This is a genomic window from Pseudomonas lutea (assembly GCF_000759445.1).
Taxonomy (GTDB): domain Bacteria; phylum Pseudomonadota; class Gammaproteobacteria; order Pseudomonadales; family Pseudomonadaceae; genus Aquipseudomonas; species Aquipseudomonas lutea.
Genome location: NZ_JRMB01000002.1, coordinates 325,872 through 347,584 on the forward strand (window position 1 = coordinate 325,872; position 21,713 = coordinate 347,584).

The 21,713-nt window shown below is 59.1% G+C and carries 22 protein-coding genes; 12 read left to right on the forward strand and 10 right to left on the reverse strand.

What is annotated here, in order from left to right:
* The first annotated feature begins 64 nt into the window (after window positions 1–64).
* Together LT42_RS13600 and LT42_RS13605 are read left to right on the forward strand one after the other, a co-directional pair.
* Window positions 65–1,249: an osmoprotectant NAGGN system M42 family peptidase gene (locus LT42_RS13600; RefSeq protein ID WP_037013810.1), complete on the forward strand. Its 1,185-nt coding sequence runs from the start codon at window positions 65–67 to the stop codon at window positions 1,247–1,249.
* Between the two features lie 74 nt (window positions 1,250–1,323).
* Window positions 1,324–1,554 carry a YheU family protein gene (locus LT42_RS13605; RefSeq protein WP_037013812.1) on the forward strand — a complete coding sequence of 77 codons (231 nt, stop codon included), beginning with the start codon at window positions 1,324–1,326 and terminating at the stop codon, window positions 1,552–1,554.
* Between the two features lie 42 nt (window positions 1,555–1,596).
* On the opposite strand, the gene csrA is transcribed toward LT42_RS13605, so the two are convergent.
* From csrA to LT42_RS13620, 3 genes are all read right to left on the reverse strand, one after another.
* Window positions 1,597–1,794, reverse strand: a complete 198-nt coding sequence (csrA, locus tag LT42_RS13610; RefSeq protein ID WP_037013814.1) for a carbon storage regulator CsrA — start codon at window positions 1,792–1,794, stop codon at window positions 1,597–1,599.
* Window positions 1,795–1,991: 197 nt separating this feature from the next.
* Window positions 1,992–2,324, reverse strand: a complete 333-nt coding sequence (locus tag LT42_RS13615; protein WP_037013816.1) for a YnfA family protein — start codon at window positions 2,322–2,324, stop codon at window positions 1,992–1,994.
* Between the two features lie 95 nt (window positions 2,325–2,419).
* Complete coding sequence (locus LT42_RS13620; protein ID WP_037013818.1) at window positions 2,420–3,232, reverse strand: SDR family oxidoreductase; 813 nt, start codon at window positions 3,230–3,232, stop codon at window positions 2,420–2,422.
* Between the two features lie 319 nt (window positions 3,233–3,551).
* On the opposite strand from LT42_RS13620, the gene LT42_RS24985 reads away from it, so the two are divergent.
* A complete protein-coding gene (locus LT42_RS24985; protein ID WP_092410703.1) occupies window positions 3,552–3,710 on the forward strand; it encodes a DUF3309 family protein in 159 nt (52 codons plus the stop codon).
* Between the two features lie 275 nt (window positions 3,711–3,985).
* Here LT42_RS24985 and LT42_RS13630 read toward each other — a convergent pair whose 3' ends face one another.
* From LT42_RS13630 to LT42_RS13645, 4 genes are all read right to left on the reverse strand, one after another.
* A complete protein-coding gene (locus LT42_RS13630; RefSeq protein ID WP_152597674.1) occupies window positions 3,986–4,243 on the reverse strand; it encodes a hypothetical protein in 258 nt (85 codons plus the stop codon).
* A 184-nt stretch (window positions 4,244–4,427) separates the two neighbouring features.
* Window positions 4,428–6,086 carry a cation acetate symporter gene (locus LT42_RS13635; protein WP_037013820.1) on the reverse strand — a complete coding sequence of 553 codons (1,659 nt, stop codon included), beginning with the start codon at window positions 6,084–6,086 and terminating at the stop codon, window positions 4,428–4,430.
* Window positions 6,083–6,394 (reverse strand): DUF485 domain-containing protein, encoded by a 312-nt coding sequence (locus LT42_RS13640; RefSeq protein WP_037013822.1) that lies wholly within the window; start codon window positions 6,392–6,394, stop codon window positions 6,083–6,085. The genes LT42_RS13635 and LT42_RS13640 overlap by 4 nt, the downstream gene beginning before the upstream one ends.
* Before the next feature lie 219 nt (window positions 6,395–6,613).
* Entirely contained in the window at window positions 6,614–7,471 is an 858-nt protein-coding gene (locus tag LT42_RS13645; protein ID WP_037013824.1) for a glycine betaine ABC transporter substrate-binding protein, read from the reverse strand.
* Window positions 7,472–7,832: 361 nt separating this feature from the next.
* Between LT42_RS13645 and LT42_RS13650 the strand changes: the two genes are divergently transcribed.
* Window positions 7,833–9,437: a glycoside hydrolase family 17 protein gene (locus LT42_RS13650; protein ID WP_152597675.1), complete on the forward strand. Its 1,605-nt coding sequence runs from the start codon at window positions 7,833–7,835 to the stop codon at window positions 9,435–9,437.
* A 644-nt stretch (window positions 9,438–10,081) separates the two neighbouring features.
* On the opposite strand, the gene LT42_RS13655 is transcribed toward LT42_RS13650, so the two are convergent.
* On the reverse strand, window positions 10,082–10,447 hold the full coding sequence (locus LT42_RS13655; RefSeq protein WP_037017262.1) for a hypothetical protein: 366 nt from the start codon (window positions 10,445–10,447) through the stop codon (window positions 10,082–10,084).
* A gap of 221 nt (window positions 10,448–10,668) precedes the next feature.
* Here LT42_RS13655 and LT42_RS13660 point away from each other — a divergent pair, with 221 nt between their 5' ends.
* The 3 genes from LT42_RS13660 (at window position 10,669) to LT42_RS13670 (ending at window position 13,932) form a co-directional block, all read left to right on the forward strand.
* Entirely contained in the window at window positions 10,669–11,967 is a 1,299-nt protein-coding gene (locus tag LT42_RS13660; RefSeq protein WP_037013825.1) for a serine/threonine protein kinase, read from the forward strand.
* 61 nt (window positions 11,968–12,028) lie between these two features.
* Window positions 12,029–12,763 (forward strand): MlaA family lipoprotein, encoded by a 735-nt coding sequence (locus tag LT42_RS13665; protein WP_420806908.1) that lies wholly within the window; start codon window positions 12,029–12,031, stop codon window positions 12,761–12,763.
* A gap of 314 nt (window positions 12,764–13,077) precedes the next feature.
* On the forward strand, window positions 13,078–13,932 hold the full coding sequence (locus LT42_RS13670; RefSeq protein WP_037013827.1) for a pirin family protein: 855 nt from the start codon (window positions 13,078–13,080) through the stop codon (window positions 13,930–13,932).
* A 104-nt stretch (window positions 13,933–14,036) separates the two neighbouring features.
* On the opposite strand, the gene LT42_RS13675 is transcribed toward LT42_RS13670, so the two are convergent.
* Window positions 14,037–15,266 carry a patatin-like phospholipase family protein gene (locus LT42_RS13675; protein WP_037013828.1) on the reverse strand — a complete coding sequence of 410 codons (1,230 nt, stop codon included), beginning with the start codon at window positions 15,264–15,266 and terminating at the stop codon, window positions 14,037–14,039.
* Window positions 15,267–15,284: 18 nt separating this feature from the next.
* Window positions 15,285–16,217, reverse strand: a complete 933-nt coding sequence (locus LT42_RS13680) for a lipid A biosynthesis lauroyl acyltransferase (RefSeq protein WP_037013829.1) — start codon at window positions 16,215–16,217, stop codon at window positions 15,285–15,287.
* 143 nt (window positions 16,218–16,360) lie between these two features.
* On the opposite strand from LT42_RS13680, the gene minC reads away from it, so the two are divergent.
* The 5 genes from minC to LT42_RS13710 all read left to right on the forward strand — a co-directional run bounded on the left by minC (window position 16,361) and on the right by LT42_RS13710 (window position 21,698).
* Window positions 16,361–17,107 carry a septum site-determining protein MinC gene (gene minC / locus LT42_RS13685; RefSeq protein WP_037017265.1) on the forward strand — a complete coding sequence of 249 codons (747 nt, stop codon included), beginning with the start codon at window positions 16,361–16,363 and terminating at the stop codon, window positions 17,105–17,107.
* A gap of 199 nt (window positions 17,108–17,306) precedes the next feature.
* Window positions 17,307–18,119 carry a septum site-determining protein MinD gene (minD, locus tag LT42_RS13690; protein ID WP_037013830.1) on the forward strand — a complete coding sequence of 271 codons (813 nt, stop codon included), beginning with the start codon at window positions 17,307–17,309 and terminating at the stop codon, window positions 18,117–18,119.
* Window positions 18,119–18,373, forward strand: coding sequence for a cell division topological specificity factor MinE (gene minE, locus LT42_RS13695; protein WP_037013831.1), 255 nt, complete (start codon window positions 18,119–18,121; stop codon window positions 18,371–18,373). Before minD ends, minE begins: the two co-directional genes overlap by 1 nt.
* Before the next feature lie 155 nt (window positions 18,374–18,528).
* The gene (locus LT42_RS13700) at window positions 18,529–19,164 is read left to right on the forward strand and encodes an RluA family pseudouridine synthase (RefSeq protein ID WP_037013834.1); all 636 of its coding nucleotides are present in this window, start codon (window positions 18,529–18,531) and stop codon (window positions 19,162–19,164) included.
* A 1,244-nt stretch (window positions 19,165–20,408) separates the two neighbouring features.
* Window positions 20,409–21,698 carry a M18 family aminopeptidase gene (locus LT42_RS13710; RefSeq protein ID WP_037013838.1) on the forward strand — a complete coding sequence of 430 codons (1,290 nt, stop codon included), beginning with the start codon at window positions 20,409–20,411 and terminating at the stop codon, window positions 21,696–21,698.
* Window positions 21,699–21,713: the final 15 nt, after the last annotated feature.

Below are 21,713 nucleotides of genomic sequence, written 5' to 3' on the forward strand. Positions count from 1 at the left end.
GTTATCAGACCGCTCTGCGGGTGACTCCGCTTTCGATGAGTCCGCGCCACACATTGAGGTCCCTATGACGACTGCGAACATCCTTGAACCGGATCTGAATTATCTGCAGAAAGTCCTGCTGGAAATGCTCGCGATTCCGAGCCCAACCGGCTTTACCGATACGATCGTGCGCTACGTGGCCGAGCGTCTTGAAGAACTGGGCATTCCGTTCGAATTGACCCGCCGCGGTACCATTCGCGCCACGTTGAAAGGCAAACAGAACAGCCCCGACCGAGCCGTGTCCGCGCACCTGGACACCATTGGCGCCAGTGTGCGCGAGGTCAAGGACAACGGGCGTCTGGGCCTGGCGGCCGTCGGCTGCTGGTCCAGCCGATTCGCCGAAGGCAGCCGAGTCAGCGTATTCACCGACAATGGCGTTATCCGGGGCAGCGTGTTGCCGCTGATGGCCTCCGGGCATGCGTTTAACACCGCCGTCGACACCATGCCCATCAGTTGGGACCATGTCGAGGTGCGCCTGGACGCGTACTGCGCCACCCGCGCGGACTGCGAATCGGTGGGCATCAACATCGGCGATTTCGTGGCATTCGATCCACTGCCCGAGTTCACCGACAGCGGCCATATCAGTGCCCGGCACCTGGATGACAAAGCTGGCGTGGCCGCACTGCTGGCAGCGCTCAAGGCCATTGTCGACAGCGGCGTCGAGCCATTGATCGATTGTCACCCGCTGTTCACCATTACCGAAGAGACCGGCAGCGGCGCTGCGGGCAGCCTGCCGTGGGACGTCAGTGAATTCGTCGGCATCGACATTGCGCCTGTCGCCCCGGGTCAGCACTCCAGCGAGCACGCCGTCAGCGTCGCGATGCAGGATTCCGGCGGCCCTTATGACTATCACCTGTCTCGGCATCTGCTGCGCCTGGGCGAGCAGAACGAGTTGAGCGTGCGCCGTGACCTGTTTCGCTATTACTACAGCGACGCGCATTCGGCGATCACTGCCGGCTACGACACGCGGACTGCCCTGCTGGCGTTCGGCTGCGACGCAACCCATGGTTATGAGCGCACGCACATTGACAGCCTGAGCACGCTAAGCCGCCTGCTCACGGCTTACATCATGAGCCCGCCGGTGTTCGCCAGCGACGCGCACCCTTCCAACGCGTCGCTGGAAAACTTCAGCCATCAACTGGAACATGACGCGCAAATGGAAAGCGACACGCGGGTGCCTTCAGTGGATACGTTGGTCGGGCAGCGCTGACCCACGGCCATAGCCTGCCAGCGCGGGGCGCGTTAGCATCTGCGCCCCGCGACTTTCTGATTGCCGAGAAACCCATGCTGATCCCCTACGACCAACTCGAAGCCGACACGCTTACCCGTCTGATCGAAGACTTCGTGACCCGCGATGGCACCGACAACGGTGATGAAACGCCCCTCGAAACCCGGGTGCTGCGCGTGCGGCATGCGCTCAGCAAAGGCCAGGCGGTGATTTTTTTCGACATGGACAGTCAACAGTGCCAACTGATGCTCAAGCACGACGTGCCTAAAGAGTATTTCGAGGAGTAAACCCCCGCTTAGCCTGTCTCGAGGCTCTCCAGGGCTCGCGCGTCAGTTCCCCGGTGTTCGGTTGGCTCGCTGCTGTAAGCGTGACGCAATTCTTCGCAACACCTCGGCCCGGTGAATCTTCACCTGAGAGGGGGCTTCAATGCCCAGGCGGACTTCGTTGCCGCTGATGCCCAGAATCTTGATGGTAATGCCCTCGTCGATGGCGAAGGTCTCTCCGACTTCCTGCGTCAATACCAGCATACGTCCTACTCCCTTGGCTGAACCGAGGGGGCAGATTGACGCTCCGCTCATGGCGCAGCAATGCGCCGAAGCGAAATCAGTAACGTCCTTCAACCAGATGGGTACATGACCGACGGACATTTCCTACGCCAGGCCATAAACGATTGGCGGACGGACAATGGCGAGGCAGGCTGGGGAGATTCAACTCTCGCGGGCACTCAACTCGCCGACCAGCGAGGGCCTAGCAGAATGACGGTGGCACCGATGACGCAAAGGCCGACGCCAAGCCAGTCCGAACCCAATGGGCGGACGCGCTCGACAATGCCGAGCCAGGCGATGGAGGTTACAACGTAAATGCCACCGTAGGCGGCATAGGCGCGCCCCGCATAGGTGGCCTCGACCCGGGTCAGAAGCACTGCAAAAAGGGTCAGGCTGATCAGCGCAGGGATTACCCACAACGCGCTCTTGCCCTGTCGTAACCACATCCAGAAGGCATAACACCCGGCAATTTCAAACAGGGCTGCAAGGAAGAACCACAGGTAATTAAGCACGGTGAGCCTCGTTCAGGACAGCCAAAACAACGGCAACCCTATCAGAAATCAACCCCCCGGAATCGCTTGACCGGCCACCGGCTCAATTGCCTGGCTCACCTGCCTGAGTTGGCTTTAGCGCGCATTTTCTCCGCCATGCTGGCCATCTCGTCATAGAGCAACTGCGGATTCTTCTGCTTGAGTTGCCAGGCCATTCGTCCTTGCTCATGGGGCAGAATCATGAACTCGCCGCTGGCCACCTGCTGATAGATGTAATCGGCGATGTCAGCTGCGCTGATCGGTGAGCTCTCCAGTAACTTGCCCACCTGGGCCTTCATCGCTGGCGTCGGGCCGCGAAAAGAATCCAGCAAGTTGGTCTGAAAGAATGAAGGACATACCACGTGCACACCGACCTCTTGCTGGCGCAACTCGATCAGCAGGCTTTCAGACAATGCAACCACGCCAGCCTTCGCGACGTTGTAATTGCTCATGGCGGGCCCTTGCATCAACGCCGCCATGGAAGCAATGTTAATGATCTTGCCTTTACTCTGTTCCAGTAGCGGCAAGAACGCTTTGCAGCCTTTGACCACGCCCATAAGGTTGATCGCGATTTGCCAATCCCAATCCTCCAGCGACAACTCGCCGAAGAAGCCGCCGGATGCCACGCCCGCGTTGTTGACGATCACATCGATCCCGCCAAGCTTCTGTTCGCAGGCCTGCGCGAAAGCGGTGAGTTGACTGTAGTCGCGGACGTCACAACGTTGAATGAACCCCTCCCCGCCCGCTTCGCGCACCAGGCGCAGAGTTTCCTGCAACCCCCCGTCGCTGACATCGGACAACGCCAGTTGCCAGCCTTCGCGTGCCCAGCGCAGGGCGATTTCGCGCCCCAGCCCGGACCCTGCGCCGGTGATCATGATGCGGTTATGCATAGCGAACGCCTTGTGAGTGATGAAGAAGTACGCAGAGTGTAAACAGACGGATTGTCAGACAAACCCTTAATCCACTCGCTGAATATGGGAGGCAAACCTGTTTTTTGAGGGTGCGTTTCACGCTTTTGAGTGAATCCCAAAAATAAGCGCGTGCAGTGACACGTGCGGGCACTTTAAAAATGTTTATTTTTATTTCCGGGCATTAGAACCTTTTGATTAACCCGACAGTCGGATTCATCAAGCAGCACAATGATCAGCCTCATGGGGTGACAGAGTGGACTGCATAGCCATCTTCCAAGAACACTAGAAGGAACTCGTCATGGGCATCGGCACAATTCTGATCATTATCCTGATCCTGCTGTTAATCGGCGGACTTCCAGTATTCCCGCACTCCCGGAGCTGGGGCTATGGCCCGTCGGGCATTATCGGTACGATCCTGGTGATTCTGCTGATTCTGGTATTGCTGGGCAGGATATAACGGGTAAACAGTTGTAATAAAAAACCGCGCTTCGGCGCGGTTTTTTTATGGGTAAAAGTTAACTCTTGCGCGGCAGCCGGGGGGTATAAGTACCACTGAGTAACATTGGAGTAGACCTGCACCTTGCCTTCTAAAAACGGACGTACTCACACGCATCTGTCCAGCTTGAATGAACTGAGCGCAGTGAAACGGGATTCATAACGGGCTGGCGCGGGGGGATGTCGAAGGCGTTGCGGGGGGAAGCTAGGGCGTAGCGCCCTAGCAGCGTGCAGCTGTCACTTTTTCTTCTTTGCAGGCTTGTCGGCCTTTTCTGCTTTTTCTTCCTTATCCGACTTTTTTGCCTTCTCCGGCTTGCTGTCTGCCTTCTTTGCGGCTTTTTTAGGTTCGGCTTCTTTCTTTTTGTCTTTCTTCTCTGAGGACTTGGAAAGCGCTGAAGCAGCGGCTGATTTCTTCGCCGGTGACGCCTTCTTATCTTTCAGGTCTTTGCTGGCTTTCGAAGCTTCGCTTTTACTTTTCTTTTCGTCTTTAGCCACGTTAACCACCTCTCGGAGAGTGCCGGTATTGGCACAAGGCCTGTGGGAGTATCCACACGCTAATCATTAGGCGAAGCGGCCCGCAACCGGTTCAATCTTTTTCAAGCCTGCGGCTAAAAAGAACAGTTACACGAACGAAAACGCCCCGAAAATCGGGGCGTTTTTGAAGCGAGCCTACGTCAGATCAGTGCGACACCGCACCGCTGGCGCCCAGGCCCGTTTGGGAACGCACGAACTGAGGGAAGAACAACGCACGCTCACCCTCTGCTGCTTTCGACTTGTCAGTGATCGAGAAGAACCAGATCCCGATGAATGCAATCGCAATCGAGAACAGCGCCGGGTACTCGTAAGGGAAGATCGCCTTCTCGTGGTGAAGAATCTGCACCCAGATGGTCGGGCCGAGAATCATCAACACCACCGCACTGATCAAGCCCATCCAGCCGCCGATCATGGCACCGCGGGTGGTCAGGTTTTTCCAGTACATCGAAAGCAACAACACGGGGAAGTTACAGCTTGCTGCAATCGAGAACGCCAGGCCAACCATGAAGGCAATGTTCTGGCTTTCAAACGCGATGCCCAACAGGATCGCCACAACCGCCAACGCAACGGTGGTGTACTTCGACACACGGATTTCATCTTTCTCGTTGGCTTTGCCTGCCTTGATGACGCTGGCGTACAGGTCATGGGACACCGCCGAAGCACCCGCCAGGGTCAGACCCGCTACCACCGCCAGGATGGTCGCGAATGCCACCGCCGAGATAAAGCCCAGGAACAGACTGCCACCGACCGCATCGGCCAGGTGAACGGCTGCCATGTTGTTACCACCCAACAGCGCGCCGGCCGCGTCTTTGAAAGCCGGGTTGGTGCTCACCAGCAAGATCGCGCCGAAGCCGATGATGAAGGTCAGGATGTAGAAGTAGCCGATGAAGCCGGTTGCGTAGAGAACCGATTTACGGGCTTCTTTTGCATCACTCACGGTGAAGAAGCGCATTAAAATGTGAGGCAGACCCGCAGTACCGAACATCAGCGCCAGGCCCAGGGAGAACGCCGAAATCGGATCTTTCACCAGACCGCCCGGGCTCATGATCGCTTCACCTTTAGGGTGAACTTTCACGGCTTCGGAGAACAGCACGTTGAAGTCGAAGTTGACGTGTTTCATGACCATCAGCGCCATGAACGACGCGCCGGACAGCAGCATCACTGCCTTGATGATCTGCACCCAGGTGGTGGCCAGCATGCCGCCGAACAGCACGTACAGGCACATCAGGATACCGACGAGCACCACCGCTACCGCATAATCCAGACCGAACAGCAGCTGGATCAACTTGCCGGCGCCGACCATCTGCGCGATCAGGTAAAACGCCACCACCACCAGCGAACCGCAGGCGGACAGGGTGCGGATTTCCTTCTGCTTCAAACGATACGACGCTACGTCAGCGAAGGTGTACTTGCCCAGGTTACGCAGGCGCTCGGCGATCAGGAACAGGATGATCGGCCAGCCGACGAGGAAGCCGATGGAGTAGATCAGACCGTCGTAGCCGGAGGTGTACACCAGCGCGGAGATCCCCAGGAAGGACGCCGCCGACATGTAGTCACCGGCGATGGCCAGGCCGTTCTGAAAACCGGTGATCTTACCGCCTGCCGAGTAGTAGTCCGACGCGGTCTTGTTCTTTTTCGACGCCCAGTAAGTGATGTAGAGCGTGAACCCTACGAAGACCACGAACATGACGATCGCCGACACGTTCAACGGTTGCTTCTGCACCGCACCGGTCAGCGCGTCGGCTGCCCAGAGGGTCGGTGCGAAAGCAGCAAGGCCGAAGGCCGCAAGCAGGCGCCGGATCATTGCTGTGCCTCCTTCAGAATCGCGTTATTCAAATCATCGAATTCACCGTTGGCCCGGCGAACGTAGATCGCGGTGAGCACAAACGCGGACACGATCAGCCCGACGCCGATCGGCATGCCCCAGGTGATGGTCGAGGTAGCGCTGAGCTTGGCTCCCAGAATATGGGGGCCGTACGCAATCAGAAGGATAAAGGCGGCATAGAGCCCAAGCATGATTGCCGAGAGAATCCAGGCGAATCGTTCCCTTTTCGAGACCAGCTCCTTGAAGCGCGGGCTGTTCTGAATCGAGAGGTAAATGCTGTCGTTCATTGTTTTTGTCCTCGCAGCACAGATGGATGTCACGGTTTGCACTTTAGTCCGCTCTGCGAAGCACTCCAGACGACCTTAGTATTAGAACGACATTAGTTGAAATGCGCGCGATTGCCTGTTTTGCCCGCCGCCGGTGCCAGGTCATGGTGGGCTCAATAAAAAACCGCCTGGTGATTGCTCACCAGGCGGTTCGATAACTCGTTAAATCTTTGTGACCGATTACTTACCGGTCCACTCCTTGACCCGGTCCGGGTGCTTGGCGACCCAGGCCTTGGCGGCGGCGTCAGGTTTGGCGCCGTCCTGGATCGCGAGCATGACTTCGCCGATCTCGTCCTTGTCGGTCCACTGGAATTTCTTCAGGAAATCCGCCACGTCCGGGGCCTTCTTGGCCAGTTCCAGGCTGCCGATGTTGTCGACGGTTTCAGCTGCGCCGTAGACGCCCTTCGGGTCTTCGAGGAACTTCAACTTCCATTTCGCGAACATCCAGTGCGGCACCCACCCCGTCACCGCGATGGACTCCTTCTTGTTCTCGGCACGGGTCAACTCGGCGATCATGCCAGCACCAGAACTCGCCTGCAGTTTGTAACCGTCCAGACCGTAATCCTTGATGGCCTGATCGGTCTTGATCATCACGCCAGAACCGGCGTCGATGCCGACGATCTTTTTCTTGAAGGATTCGTCGGTTTTGAGATCCGCTACCGAGTTGGCCTTCACGTATTCGGGCACGATCAGGCCAATTTTCGCGTCTTTGAAGTTCGGGCCGTAATCAGTGACCTTGTCTTTGTTTTTGGTCCAGTACTCGCCGTGGGTCACGGGCAGCCAGGCAGACAGCATCATGTCCAGTTTGCCGGTGGCGACACCCTGCCACATGATCCCGGCCGCGACAGCCTGCAGTTTCACCGGATAACCCAGCTTTTGCTTGATCACTTCGGCGGCCACGTTAGTGGTAGCGACACTGTCGGACCAGCCATCGACATAGCCGATGCTCAATTCGGGTTTGGCGTCGGCCAAGGCCAGCGTGGAACTGATGGCCAGTGCCAGCGCGGCACCGACGCCCAGGATTTTTCGCATCGTCATATTCACTTCCCCGGTAGTCCAGAACCCGACGGCGGTCGGGCATCGTTAACGTTCTTATAACGTCGCACTCATGCCCCTGTTCAGGGCGAGTCACGCGTTTCACGCTTCCACCACGTGCCTGCGCAGGGGCAACCGCTGCCAGGCCGATTGATCATCAACCCCCGCACACCTTGCGCCTTTCCTGCCAGCGACGCCCACTCACCCGGTAAACGACATCACCAGGCCATCAACGACAGAGAGGTCGCAAAGAGGCCGACAATTCGTCCGGAACTTGCATGCCTGGCGAAAGTGCTGCGCGGATGAGGTATGCCGGCGCGTCATCTTGCTACTATGCCGGCCTTCGCCTCACTTCGGCCCCATCATGTCCGTTACCTCACGCTCGCCGTTCTTCCTGTATCTGTTTTCCTGTGTGATCGCCTTGTCCGGCCTGTGCGGCTATTGGTACTGGCTGGGCAAACCGGTGATCCTTCCCGACGCCGCCACACCAACGCACAAGCTGCAATGTGCGTCCTATACCCCTTTCGACAAGGACCAATCGCCGTTCGACCAGCCGTTCACCCTGCGACCGGCACGCATGGACGCAGACCTCGCCCTGCTGGCGACGCGCTTCGATTGCATCCGCACTTATTCAATGACGGGGCTGGAGTCGATCCCGGACATCGCACGCAAGTACGGCCTCAAAGTCATGCTTGGCGCGTGGGTCAATGGCAACCCGGTCGACACCGCCAAGGAAGTCAACGCGCTGATCAAGGCGGCGAATGCTCACCCTGATGTGGTGACGGCGGTGATCGTGGGTAACGAAAGCCTGTTGCGCAAGGAAGTGACCGGCGCGCAGCTCGCCACGCTGATTCGCCAGGTGAAAGCACAGGTCAAACAGCCGGTAACCTACGCCGACGTCTGGGAATACTGGCTGCAATACCCGGAAGTTGCGCCTGCCGTGGATTTCCTGACGATCCATCTTCTGCCGTACTGGGAAGACGACCCAACCGGTATCGACGAAGCCCTGGCCCACGTCGCGCAGATCCGCGAAGCCTTTGGCAAGAAATTCGCGCCCAAGGACATTCTCATCGGTGAGACCGGTTGGCCCAGCGAAGGCCGCCAGCGAGAGACCGCACTGCCCAGCCGAGTCAACGAGGCGGTATTCATTCGCAGCTTTGTCGCCATGGCCGAGCAAAACGGCTGGCATTACAACCTGATTGAGGCATTCGATCAGCCATGGAAGCGTCAGTCGGAAGGTGCGGTGGGCGGGTACTGGGGTTTGTTCGATGCTGACCGTCAGGACAAAGGGGTGCTGGCCGGGCCGGTTTCCAATCTACCGTTGTGGCCGTACTGGCTGATCGCGAGTGGGGTCATCGCCCTGCTGACGCTGGCGTGGGCTGGCCGCGTGACGCAGCCACGCAATGCACTGCTGCTTCCATTGCTTGCGGTGTTCGCAGGTTGCTGCATAGGCACGTGGGGTGAGCTGGCTCGGGTGACCAGTCGCTTCGCCGGTGAGTACCTCTGGGCAACGGCGCTGGTGGCGCTGAACCTCGTGGTGCTGGCCCATGCCGCGCTGGCGTTGTCAGCCAGGGCGGGCTGGCGCGAGCGTGCCTTCTTCTGGCTGGACGCGCGCGCCGGAGGGTGGTTGTACGCCAGCGGTTTTGCAGCCGCCGTGATGATGTTGGCGATGGTCTTCGATCCACGGTACCGCAGCTTTCCGACGGCAACGCTGTGGCTGCCCGCCCTGGTCTATCTAATTCGGCCGGTCGCCGCGCCGCGCAGGGAAATCGGCCTGCTGATGTTCATCGTCGCTGCCGGGATCGTGCCTCAGTTGTTCCGCGAAGGGCTGAGCAACCCTCAGGCATGGTCATGGGCGGCCGTCAGCCTGACCATGGCGCTGGCACTCTGGCGCAGCGTGCGGATCAGCACTGCGGTGGCGGTGCAGGCGCCGAGCGAAGCGGTGGGTATAAGCACGGGCGCTGTGTAACCGAGTGTGCGGCGTGGCGGATACATTGTGTTACCGCTGCGCGACGTCAGGGTTGCCAAGCGGGTAACACGGAAACAGAAATCCGTTACATCTGACACCCGCATCATCATTGGATTTCTTAACTTAATGTTTTTAAACACATTTCAAAAGTTGGCACGCAGCCTGCTATATCTCCTGCATAACAAGAACAAAATGTGAAAACCCAATAAAAATAAGATGAATCGGCTCTGACATAACAAGAACAACGGCACAGAGACGCAGCCAACAGATTTTTTTGGAGTAGACATGCTTTACCGAGGCCCAGGCCTCGCAGCCCGACCGAGAATAATAAAACTACCCTCAGGTAGCGGCCAGTACGGGTTGGATGACCTCTCACAGAAGAGGAATCAAAGCAGATCAGCGCTCAAAAAAATACGTTTGCTCTTGTATCCCGAATGGGGATCACTGAAGACGCTGTAGAGGGACCGGTTGCCAATAACAACAACAGACCGCCCTAGAACAATAAGAAAGAGCACGTGCAACGATTTAAAGGGGAGCCTCGGCTCCCCTTTATGCTGTCTGGCGTTTTGCTCTTGGCTTTTGGCTTTTGGCTTTTGGCTTTTGGCTTTTGGCTTTTGGTTCTTGAACCTGGGCCCGTTGTGAAGTCAGGGCTGTTGATGACGTACCAGCCGCAACCCGGCAATCACCACTGCAAAGACCGCCAGACTGGCCGTGTACAGCACCAGCGCGAGTATCCCCAGAAGCAGTCCAACGACGGCGAGCGCTCGTCCAGCCTGACGCGGAACAAAGAACGCAACCCCTGCCGCCGCCAGGGCGCCCCACCCGAACACACCGAAATGAATCAACAGGCCCAGCCTGGAGCGAACCTGGCACTGCCATTTCGACGCCTCGTCCACGCAAATCCCGACCCACTGCACGTCTTCCATCAGGCCGTAACGCAGGCCGTAGCTGGCGGCGAGCCACAGCAACAGAACGAATAAAAGCACCACCAACGGCAAACGACGCGACACGACAGACTCCAGAAAATAACCGACGGCGCGCAGCATAGCCGCAGCGACCCGGGCAAAACCATAAGGTGGTAAAAAAGCACGAGCAGACAGGCCAGAACTGCCATAACCTGTATCGTCGCGAAGGGTCATGCGAGAGTCACTCGCCGTCACGGCACTTTGGCACTACACCTGTGTCATAGCCTGCGTATTTCAACAGCACTTCTTTCCCAAGGGATTTAGTCATGCTTCGTTTTCTGCGCCTCGCCGCCCTTTCTGGCGGCCTGTTTTTGAGTGCGTCCGTGATGGCGGTCGATATCGATCCGTCCAGCTATGGCTACCCTTTGACCAATCCGTTCGAAGCGACTATCGCCACGACCCCACCGGATTTGCGTGCCAAGGTGCCTGAAGATGCCGACATCGATCAGGACGATTACAGCCTCACCATGCGCCCGGAGCGTGAGTTCACACTGCCGGACAATTTCTGGGCTGTGAAAAAGCTGCGTTACCGCCTCGCCAAACAAGACCACCCTGCACCGCTGATCTTCCTGATTGCCGGCACAGGCGCGCCGTACAACAGCACCCTTAATGAATACCTGAAGAAGCTCTACTACGGAGCAGGCTACAACGTCGTTCAGCTGTCATCGCCCACCAGCTATGACTTCATGAGCGCTGCCTCACGTTTTGCCACCCCCGGCGTGACCAAGGAAGACGCCGAAGACCTCTATCGCGTCATGCAGGCGGTGCGTGCTCAGCAGACCAAATTGCAGGTGACCGAGTACTACCTCACCGGTTACAGCCTCGGCGCGCTTGATGCGGCATTCGTCAGCAAACTCGACGAGACCCGCCGCAGCTTCAACTTCAAGAAAGTGCTGTTGATCAACCCGCCAGTGAACCTCTACACGTCGATCACCAACCTCGACAAGATGGTTCAGACCGACGTCAAGGGCATCACCAACAGCACGACCTTTTATGAGCTGGTGCTGCAAAAGCTGACCCGTTACTTCCGTGAGAAGGGTTACATCGACCTCAACGATGCGCTGCTCTATGACTTCCAGCAGTCCAAGCAGCACCTCTCCAACGAACAAATGGCCATGTTGATCGGTACATCGTTCCGCTTCTCGGCGGCCGACATTGCGTTCACCTCGGACCTGATCAACCGCCGCGGCCTGATCACTCCACCGAAAACGCCGATCAGTGAAGGCACCAGCCTGACACCGTTCCTCAAGCGCGCGCTGCAGTGCGATTTCGACTGCTACGTCACCGAGCAGGTGATCCCGATGTGGCGAGCTCGCACTGACGGCGGCAGCCTGTTGCAACTGGTCGATCAAGTCAGCCTGTACGCGCTGAAGGATTACCTGGCGAGCAGCAAGAAGATCGCTGTGATGCACAACGCCGACGACGTGATTCTCGGCCCGGGCGACCTCGGTTTCCTGCGCACGACCTTTGGCGATCGCTTGACCGTTTACCCTTACGGCGGTCACTGCGGCAACATGAACTATCGCGTCAACAGCGACGCCATGCTGGAGTTTTTCCGTGGCTAAACGTCTATTGCTTATCGCCGCCTTCCTCTGCGCTGGCTCCGTCCACGCGGCCGACGCGCCGATCGTTTCCCAGGCAGCCCCGGTCCAGCGGATCGACAACCCGGATGGCTTCACCGAGCCGTTGAAGTCGCTGAAATTCAACCCGGGTCTTGATGCTCAAGAGTTCGAGCGCTCGTCGCTCAACGCGCTGAACGTCTACGACCCGCTTGAATCGTGGAACCGTCGGGTCTATCACTTCAACTACCGCTTCGACGAGTGGGTGTTTCTGCCAGTGGTCAACGGTTACAAATACGTGACCCCAAGCTTCGTGCGCACCGGCGTCAGTAACTTCTTCAGCAACCTGGGCGACGTCCCCAACCTGCTGAACAGCCTGCTGCAGTTCAAGGGCAAGCGCTCGATGGAAACCACCGGCCGCCTGATCGTCAACACCACGCTGGGCATTGCCGGGCTGTGGGACCCGGCCACCATGATGGGTTTGAAGAAGCAGAGCGAAGACTTCGGCCAGACCCTGGGCTTCTATGGCGTGCCGGCCGGCCCGTATCTGGTCCTGCCTATCCTGGGCCCGTCGAACCTGCGTGACACCGGTGGTCTGGTGTTCGACTTCACCGCCGAATCGCAGATCAACTTCCTCAACGTGGCGCAGGTCAGCGAAGACCACCCTGAGCTGTACCTGCTGCGCGCCATCGACCGTCGCTACACCACCAGCTTCAGATACGGGCAGATGGATTCGCCGTTCGAGTACGAGAAAGTGCGTTACGTGTACACCGAAGCCCGCAAGCTGCAGGTTTCCGAGTAACTTGATCTGAACGCTGCCGGCGCTGCTGGCAGCAATCCCTGTAGGACTGGCTTCAGCCGGGAAGAGGCCCGTCGGCACGCCATCAAATTCGTGGTGTTAATGCCGGCGTCTTCCCGGCTAAAGCCAGTCCTACAAGTGTGCGGTCCGGCAGGTGGAGATATGTCGGATTTTCGGGCCTCTTCGTGAGCAAGCTCACTGTCACACCTCGCTCAAACCAATCGCCAAACCCGATCATTCCCCCGCAAAAACCTCACCCATTCATCGCTTCGACTGGCCTACCATAGGTGCGATTCCTATTTGCCGGAGTGAGCCCCATGACTCAATTTCGTAAAGTGCTGTCAATCCAGGCGGGCCAACCGACCTCGGACGGCGCTGGCGTCAAGCTGACCCGTGTCTTTGGCGGGCCTGGCATCGAATCCTTCGACCCGTTCCTGATGCTTGACGAGTTTGGTTCTGAAAACCCCGACGAATACATTGCCGGCTTCCCGCCGCACCCTCACCGCGGTTTCGAGACCGTGACGTACATGCTCGAAGGCCGCATGCGGCACGAGGACCACATGGGCAATGTGGGTCTGCTGCAAGGCGGCGGCGTGCAGTGGATGACGGCGGCGCGCGGGGTCATTCACAGTGAAATGCCCGAACAGGAAGAAGGCGCCATGCGCGGCTTCCAGCTCTGGCTCAACCTGCCGGCTAAATCTAAGATGGGTGACGCCGGCTACGATGACATTCAGCCCGAGCGCATTCCGCGGATCACGACTCGGGACGGCGTTCAGGTGGTGGTCATTGCTGGCCAGTTCGACGACGGCCAGACCTCCCAGCCCGGCGCAGTGCAGCGCCCGGACACCGAGCCGCAGTATTTTGATTTCCATATGCCCGCCGGCAGCCACATCACGCCGCGCATCGCCGACGGTCACCGTGTGCTGTTGTATGTGTACGAAGGTGAGGTAGAAATCGCTGGCCAAACGCAAAAGCTGGGTCAGAGCCGTCTGGCGCGGCTGTCGGAAAGCGGTGAGATTCACCTGAGTGCTGACGCAGCCGCCCGTGTCCTGTTAATCGCAGGTAAACCGCTGGGCGAGCCGATCGTGCAATACGGTCCGTTCGTGATGAACAGCCGCGAAGAAATCGAGCAGGCGCTGCGCGATTTCAGGGACGACAAACTGACGGCCTGATCGCCACAAATTGTGTAGGAGCGCGCTTGTCCGCGAACGGGGTATATCTGCAATGGACACGCAGGTAACGCCCAATTCTGCGGCAGATCGTACGACTCGACCCCTCAATCCAAACGCAAGAACCGCATCAATTCGTCCTTCTGGGCCAGCGCATCGCGGCGGCCCAGTTCGATCAGTTCGCTGCAATACCCCGATTCGAATAGCAAATAGCTGAGCACCCCTGCCCCGCTGGTCTTGGTCGCGCCCGGGCCGCGCAGAAACGTGCGCAGTGCTGGCGGTAATTCACGACGGTGGCGGGCGGCAATTTCATCAATCGGCTGGCTGGGGGAAATCACCAGCACCTCAACCGGTGCCAGCGAATGGCCTGACGTTGATGACGTTGGCGGCGCAGGCGCGCCGGGGGCCGGCAACATGCGGCTCACCAGATTCAGACGCTCCAGTAGTTCAATGTCGCTTTCCAGGCTATCAATGAACGTGCTGTTGAGCATGTGTCCGCTGATCTGCGCCAGGCTTGGCTGCGTGCCACTGACCGCACGCTGAACAGGCGGATTCGCACCCGGGCCGCGCGGGTTGCCGCTGACACCCACCACCAGCACGCGGTTTGCGCCAAGGTGCAGTGCCGGACTGATGGGCGCTGACTGCCGCACCGCCCCGTCGCCGAAATATTCCTGGCCCAGCTTCACGGGGGCGAACAGCAAGGGTATCGCCGAGCTCGCGAGCAGATGATCAACGGTCAACCGCGTCGGCAAACCAATCCGGCGGTGGCGCAGCCAGGAATCGATTGTGCCCTTGCCCTGATAAAACGTAACGGCCTGCCCCGACTCGTAGCCAAACGCCGTGATCGCCACGGCGCGCAGGTGCCGGGCATTGATGGCTTCCTCGATGCCGTCGAGGTTGAGCCGTGCGGTCAGCAGGTCCTTGAGTGGCGAACTGTTGAGCAGCGCCACCGGCACCTGCTTTCGACCGAGGCCCAACAGGCTGCGACCAAAAAATCGCGCTGCCTGCCGAATCACACCTGCCCAGTCGCTGCGCAGCACTTGATGGCTGCGAAAGCCTTGCCAGAAGTCAGTCAGTTCGTGGATGGCGGTGCGAAATTCGGCGGCGCCACTGGCGAGCTTTACCGCATTGATTGCTCCGGCGGAGGTGCCGACGATCACCGGAAAAGGATTCTTCGCTCCTACCGGCAGCAAGTCGGCGATGCCGGCCAGCACCCCGACCTGATACGCCGCGCGGGCACCGCCGCCGGACAGAATCAGCCCGGTAACAGGCTCGACGCCAGGGTGTACGGCCGAGGCATTGTGCGTGGCTAGTTGTTCGGTAGCGCTGGTCGTCATGGGTATCGGCTCTTGGTGTCAGCCACGCTTTTTATACAGCTTCGGCTCACCCGGCGGGCGACTCTTGAAGCGCCGGTGTGCCCACAAGTACTGCTCGGGGCAGTCGGTTACGGCACGCTCCACCCATTGATTGATGCGAATGCAATCCGCCTCGTCGCTCTCCCCGGGGAAATCGCTGAGCGGCGGATGAATCACCAGCTTGTAGCCGCTGCCATCGGCCAGGCGCTCTTGGGTGAACGGCACAACCAGCGCATGTCCGAGCTTGGCAAACTTGCTGGTGGCCGGGACGGTGGCGGCCTGGATGCCGAACAGCGGCACGAAGATGCTTTGCTTGGCGCCGTAATCCTGATCCGGTGCGTACCAGATGGCGCGGCCTTTGCGCAGTTGCTTGATCATGCCGCGCACGTCTTCGCGCTCGACGGCGATGGAATCCAGGTTATGGCGTTCGCGACCGCGCCGCTGAACGTAATCGAACAGCGCGTTTTTGTGCTCCCGGTACATGCCGTCGATGGTGTGCTGTTGACCGAGCAGCGCCGCGCCGATTTCCAGTGTCGTGAAGTGCAGCGCCATGAGAATCACGCCGTGCCCGTCCAGCTGCGCCTGCTTCAGGTGATGCAGGCCTTCGATGTGCGCGAGCCGGGCGAGACGCGGCTGGCTCCACCACCAGCTCATGGCCATTTCAAAAAATGCGATCCCGGTTGAAGCAAAGTTCTCTTTGAGGAGGCGCTTGCGCTCGGCCTTTGAATACTGCGGGAAACACAGCTCAAGGTTGCGCGCGGCGATGATCCGGCGGTCGGTTGCCTGGTAGTACATGACCCAGCCCAATGCTCGCCCGATCACCAGCAGCACGCGAAACGGCAATTGCACGATCAGCCAGAGCAAGCCCAGCCCCAGCCAGAGCAGCCAGAAGCGGGGATGAAGAAAATGAGCTCGAAAACGCGGGCGATCCATTACAGCTTCCGTCAAGACAAAGGCGGGCATTCTACATCGGTTCGTACCGATCGTGGCCGCCAACGGTTGCGCCTCCCTTGCGGCTGGCGGGCGTTATCGTTATAAGTCTCGGCACTTTTAGCGACAAGCCGCTGTATGCCGACATGAGCCAAATCGAATTGCAAGACAAGGACCCCGTGTTCCAGTTGAAGGGCAGCATGCTGGCCATCACTGTGCTGGAACTGGCCCGCAACAACCTCGAAGCGCTGGATCGTCAGTTGGCGGCAAAAGTCGCCCAGGCACCGAATTTTTTCAGCAATACACCGCTGGTGCTTGCGCTCGACAAGTTGCCGCCCGACGAAGGCGCGATAGATCTGCCCGCGATGATGCGCATCTGCCGCCAACACGGCCTGCGCACCCTGGCCATTCGCGCCAATCGCATCGAAGACATCGCCGCCGCCATCTCAATCGACCTGCCGGTGCTGCCGCCTTCAGGCGCACGCGAACGCCCGCTTGATCCGATCGAGGGTGAGGTCAAAAAGAAGCCGGAAGTCATCGAAAAGCCGCCGGAGCCGCTGATCAAGCCGACCAAGATCATCACCGCGCCCGTGCGCGGTGGTCAGCAGATCTATGCGCAGGGCTCGGACCTTGTGGTGATTTCCTCGGTCAGCCCCGGCGCCGAGCTGCTTGCCGACGGCAACATTCACGTCTACGGCCCGATGCGCGGCCGCGCGCTGGCAGGGATCAAGGGCGACACCAAGGCCCGTATTTTCTGCCAGCAGATGGTTGCCGAACTGATCTCCATCGCCGGCCAGTACAAGGTGTCCGAAGACCTGCGCAGGGATCCGCTGTGGGGCGCCGGTGTGCAAATCAGTCTGGCCGGGGACGTGTTGAACATCACCCGTCTTTAACGGATACTGCGCCATTTTCAAAGCCACTCTGATTCGTCGCGAAAACGACGCGAAGGCACCAGTAGGTTCGGGTCATTTTTTTGTTTTCCCGAACACGAACCTTTTCTCGGTTCTTTCACTGCCCTCGCCCGCTTTGGCCGCGTCGTCACGAGGGGCTCTTCAGGGACTCAATGTCCTTTTCCTCTAGGGGTGATACACCTTGGCCAAGATTCTCGTGGTTACATCCGGCAAGGGTGGTGTGGGCAAGACCACCACCAGCGCCGCCATCGGTACCGGTCTCGCATTGCGCGGCCACAAAACAGTTATCGTCGACTTCGACGTCGGCCTGCGTAACCTCGACCTGATCATGGGCTGTGAGCGTCGTGTCGTTTATGACTTCGTCAACGTGGTCAACGGCGAAGCCAACCTGCAGCAGGCGCTGATCAAGGACAAGAAGATCGAAGGTCTTTACGTCCTGGCCGCCAGCCAGACCCGTGACAAGGACGCGCTGACCAAGGAAGGCGTTGAAAAAGTCCTGATGGAACTCAAGGAAACCTTCGAGTACGTCGTGTGCGACTCCCCTGCCGGTATCGAGACGGGCGCGCATCTGGCCATGTATTTCGCCGATGAAGCCATCGTCGTCACCAACCCGGAAGTCTCTTCGGTACGTGACTCCGATCGCATGCTGGGCCTGCTGGCCAGCAAGTCCCGCCGCGCCGAGCGTGGCGAAGACCCGATCAAGGAGCACCTGCTCCTGACCCGCTACAATCCCGAGCGCGTCAGCAAGGGCGAGATGCTGGGCGTTGAAGACGTCAAGGAAATCCTCGCCGTCACCCTGCTGGGCGTGATCCCGGAGTCCCAGGCCGTGCTCAAGGCATCCAACCAGGGCGTGCCGGTCATCCTCGATGACCAGAGCGACGCCGGCCAGGCGTACAGCGATGCCGTTGACCGTCTGTTGGGCAAGGACCGTGAGCACCGCTTCCTGGACGTACAGAAAAAAGGATTTTTCGAACGCCTGTTCGGGGGTAACTGATGAGCATTTTTGACTTCTTTCGTGCCAACAAAAAGCCCAGCACCGCGTCGGTAGCGAAAGAGCGTCTACAGATCATCGTGGCGCACGAACGCGGCCAACGCAGCACCCCGGATTACCTGCCGGCCTTGCAGAAGGAACTGGTCGAGGTGATCCGCAAGTACGTCAACATCGGCAACGATGACGTGCATGTCGCCCTTGAAAACGACGGCAGCTGCTCGATTCTGGAACTCAACATTACCCTGCCTGATCGTTGATCGAAAAGGCAGTCGCCACGGCGGCTCGGTTGCCTGAATCCCTTTGCGGAATCAGGTGAGCGAGCCGCCGTTGGCGTTTACTGAAGACCCGTTTTTTTTGCACCGCGATCACCGCCGTGACCGTGCTGCAACCGTTTGAGTGATGAGGCTGTTCAATGCCGCTGTCCAACGTTCATATCCTCCATCAGGACGACGCTGTCCTGGTGGTGAACAAGCCTACCCTGCTGCTTTCGGTCCCTGGTCGTGCTGACGACAACAAGGACTGTCTGATTACCCGTCTGCAGGAAAATGGCTACCCCGAGGCGCGAATCGTCCACCGGCTGGATTGGGAAACGTCCGGCATCATTTTGCTGGCCCGTGACGCCGACACCCACCGTGAGCTGTCTCGGCAGTTTCATGATCGCGAGACGGAGAAGGCCTACACGGCATTGGCTTGGGGTCAGCCAGAACTGGACAGCGGGAGCATTGATTTGCCGCTGCGTTACGATCCGCCGACCAAGCCGCGGCATGTGGTGGATCATGAGTTTGGCAAGCACGCGCTGACGTTCTGGAAGGTGCTGGAGCGGTATGACACGCATTGTCGGGTAGAGCTGACGCCGATTACGGGGCGGTCGCATCAGTTGCGGGTGCATATGTTGTCGATCGGGCATCCGTTGTTGGGCGACGGGTTGTATGCGCATCCCGAGGCGCTGGCGGCGTATCCGCGGTTGTGCCTGCATGCGAGCATGTTGGCGTTTACCCATCCGGGGACGGGCGAACGGGTTCGCTTTGAGTGTCCGGCGCCGTTTTGATCGTTGTTGTCTGCAACAGCGTAAAGATCAAGAACATCTGCCTAACGGCAGATCGTTTCGCCTTCGGCGAGTTACTTGGAAAAAGCCCCCCAAGTAACCAAGGGGGCTTGCTCTCGGTTTGGCCCGACTTCGTCGGGTTCCCTCACTCCGACGATGCTCCGTGGGCCCGCGCCGAACGGACATCCATGTCCTGACGGCGCTCTCGCCGCATCCATGCGGCTCAACCCACTGCGCATCGCCTGCGCTCGGCCTGCACCAAAGTCGCGTTTTGCGGTGTCTGGACTTTTTGTGTAGGAAGATCAAAAGCACAGCAACAGCAACAGCAACAGCAACAGCAACAGCAACAGCAACAGCAACAGCAACAGCAAGGGCAAGGGCAAGGGTGGATTTCAATTTGTATACTGGATCTGTAGGAGCCGGCTTGCTGGCGAATGCATTTATCCAGCCGCCATCTACATACCAGACTCACCGCGTTCGCCAGCAAGCCGGCTCCTACAGGGGACTGCGTTCACCCAGTATGGCCTGTACCAAAGTCCCGTTTGGCGGCGTCTGGGCTTTTTGTGTAGGAAAATCAAAAGCACAGCAACAGCAAGAGCGACGGCAACGGCAACGGTGGATTTCGATTTGTACACTGGATCTGTAGGAGCCGGCTTGCTGGCGAATGCATTTATCCAGCCGCCATCTACATACCAGAATCACCGCGTTCGCCAGCAAGCCGGCTTCTACAGGGAATTGCGTTCACCCAGTACGGCCAGCGCACGCAATGTCTCCAACCGGGAAGCCATTGATCCACCCACGACCTGCCACTCAGTTCACCCCGTGCGGCCGCGCACGCAACGGCTTCAGCCGGGAGCTTTTGATCTGCTCTAAACGCGCTTTAGATCTTCATACACAAATGTTCAGTCACCGCCAATCGCGACTTGGGTGCAGGCTGAACGCAGGTTTTGCGCAGTGGGCCGAGCCGCATGGATGCGGCGAGAGCGCCGTCAGGACATGGATGTCCGTTCGGCGCGGGCCCACGGAGCGAGACCGGAGTGAAGGTACTCCGACGAAGGAGGAGCCCAACCAGGAGCACAAGCCCTTGGTTACTTGGGGCTTTATCAAGTAACTCGCCGAAGGCGAAACAGTTTGCCGTTAGGCAGACGCTTTTGATCTTAAGGATCTGGATCTGGATCTGGATCTTGATCTCGATCAAACCACCCATTGGCCTGTAAACTCCCGTCCATTGCTGTCTGGAGTAACTTATGCGCGAAGAGCTGAACCAAGGCCTCATCGATTTCCTGAAGGCCTCCCCCACCCCCTTTCATGCCACCGCCAGCCTGGTTCAACGCCTCGAAGGCGCCGGCTATCAGCGCCTCGACGAACGAGAGCCCTGGTACACCGAAACCGGCGGCCGCTATTACGTCACCCGCAACGACTCATCCATCGTCGCATTCAAGCTGGGTCGCCTGTCGCCACTGACCGGCGGCATCCGCCTGGTGGGCGCCCACACCGACAGCCCATGCCTGCGCGTCAAGCCTCAACCCGAACTGCAACGCCAGGGTTTCTGGCAACTGGGCGTCGAAGTCTATGGCGGCGCCCTGCTCGCCCCCTGGTTTGACCGCGACCTCTCTCTCGCCGGCCGCGTCACCTTCCGCCGTGACGGCAAAGTCGAGAGCCAGCTCATCGACTTCAAACTGCCCATCGCGATCATTCCCAACCTCGCGATCCACTTGAACCGCACCGCCAATGAAGGCTGGCCGATCAACGCGCAGAACGAGCTGCCGCCGATCCTCGCCCAGGTCGCTGGCGACGAACGCGCCGACTTCCGTGCCCTGCTGACCGATCAACTGGCCCGCGAGCATGGGCTGAACGCCGACGTCGTGCTCGACTACGAGCTCAGCTTCTATGACACCCAAAGCGCTGCGGTCATCGGTCTCAACGGTGATTTCATCGCCGGCGCCCGGCTGGATAACCTGCTGTCTTGCTTCGCCGGCTTGCAGGCGCTGCTCAACGCAGACGGCGACGAAACCTGCCTGCTGATCTGCACCGACCACGAAGAAGTCGGCTCGACGTCCGCCTGCGGCGCTGACGGCCCGATGCTGGAACAAGTGCTGCAACGCCTGCTCCCGGACGGCGACGACTATGTGCGCACGATTCAGAAATCCCTGCTGATTTCGGCCGACAATGCCCACGGCGTACACCCCAACTACGCCGAGAAACACGACGCCAACCACGGCCCGAAACTTAATGCAGGGCCGGTAATCAAGGTCAACAGCAACCAGCGTTACGCGACCAACAGCGAAACCGCGGGCTTTTTCCGCCACCTGTGCATGGCTGAAGAGGTACCGGTGCAGAGCTTTGTGGTGCGCAGCGACATGGCCTGTGGTTCGACCATCGGTCCGATCACCGCAGGTCACCTCGGTGTGAGGACGGTCGACATCGGCCTGCCGACCTTTGCGATGCACTCGATCCGTGAGCTGGCTGGCAGTCAGGACCTTGCGCACCTGGTCAAGGTGCTGTCGGCGTTTTACGCCAGCGCCGAATTGCCTTAACCGCAGACCCGGTCT

Bases quoted from the DNA above. Each gene is read 5' to 3' on its own strand.
- LT42_RS13635 (WP_037013820.1), bottom strand. From the start codon at position 6,086: ATGATCCGGCGCCTGCTTGCGGCCTTCGGCCTTGCTGCTTTCGCACCG.
- LT42_RS24985 (WP_092410703.1), top strand. From the start codon at position 3,552: ATGGGCATCGGCACAATTCTGATCATTATCCTGATCCTGCTGTTAATC.
- LT42_RS13675 (WP_037013828.1), bottom strand. From the start codon at position 15,266: ATGACGACCAGCGCTACCGAACAACTAGCCACGCACAATGCCTCGGCC.
- LT42_RS13710 (WP_037013838.1), top strand. From the start codon at position 20,409: ATGCGCGAAGAGCTGAACCAAGGCCTCATCGATTTCCTGAAGGCCTCC.
- LT42_RS13670 (WP_037013827.1), top strand. From the start codon at position 13,078: ATGACTCAATTTCGTAAAGTGCTGTCAATCCAGGCGGGCCAACCGACC.
- minE (WP_037013831.1), top strand. From the start codon at position 18,119: ATGAGCATTTTTGACTTCTTTCGTGCCAACAAAAAGCCCAGCACCGCG.
- LT42_RS13650 (WP_152597675.1), top strand. From the start codon at position 7,833: ATGTCCGTTACCTCACGCTCGCCGTTCTTCCTGTATCTGTTTTCCTGT.
- LT42_RS13660 (WP_037013825.1), top strand. From the start codon at position 10,669: ATGCTTCGTTTTCTGCGCCTCGCCGCCCTTTCTGGCGGCCTGTTTTTG.
- minC (WP_037017265.1), top strand. From the start codon at position 16,361: ATGAGCCAAATCGAATTGCAAGACAAGGACCCCGTGTTCCAGTTGAAG.
- LT42_RS13700 (WP_037013834.1), top strand. From the start codon at position 18,529: ATGCCGCTGTCCAACGTTCATATCCTCCATCAGGACGACGCTGTCCTG.
- LT42_RS13680 (WP_037013829.1), bottom strand. From the start codon at position 16,217: ATGGATCGCCCGCGTTTTCGAGCTCATTTTCTTCATCCCCGCTTCTGG.
- csrA (WP_037013814.1), bottom strand. From the start codon at position 1,794: ATGCTGGTATTGACGCAGGAAGTCGGAGAGACCTTCGCCATCGACGAG.
- LT42_RS13600 (WP_037013810.1), top strand. From the start codon at position 65: ATGACGACTGCGAACATCCTTGAACCGGATCTGAATTATCTGCAGAAA.
- LT42_RS13640 (WP_037013822.1), bottom strand. From the start codon at position 6,394: ATGAACGACAGCATTTACCTCTCGATTCAGAACAGCCCGCGCTTCAAG.
- LT42_RS13605 (WP_037013812.1), top strand. From the start codon at position 1,324: ATGCTGATCCCCTACGACCAACTCGAAGCCGACACGCTTACCCGTCTG.
- LT42_RS13620 (WP_037013818.1), bottom strand. From the start codon at position 3,232: ATGCATAACCGCATCATGATCACCGGCGCAGGGTCCGGGCTGGGGCGC.
- LT42_RS13645 (WP_037013824.1), bottom strand. From the start codon at position 7,471: ATGACGATGCGAAAAATCCTGGGCGTCGGTGCCGCGCTGGCACTGGCC.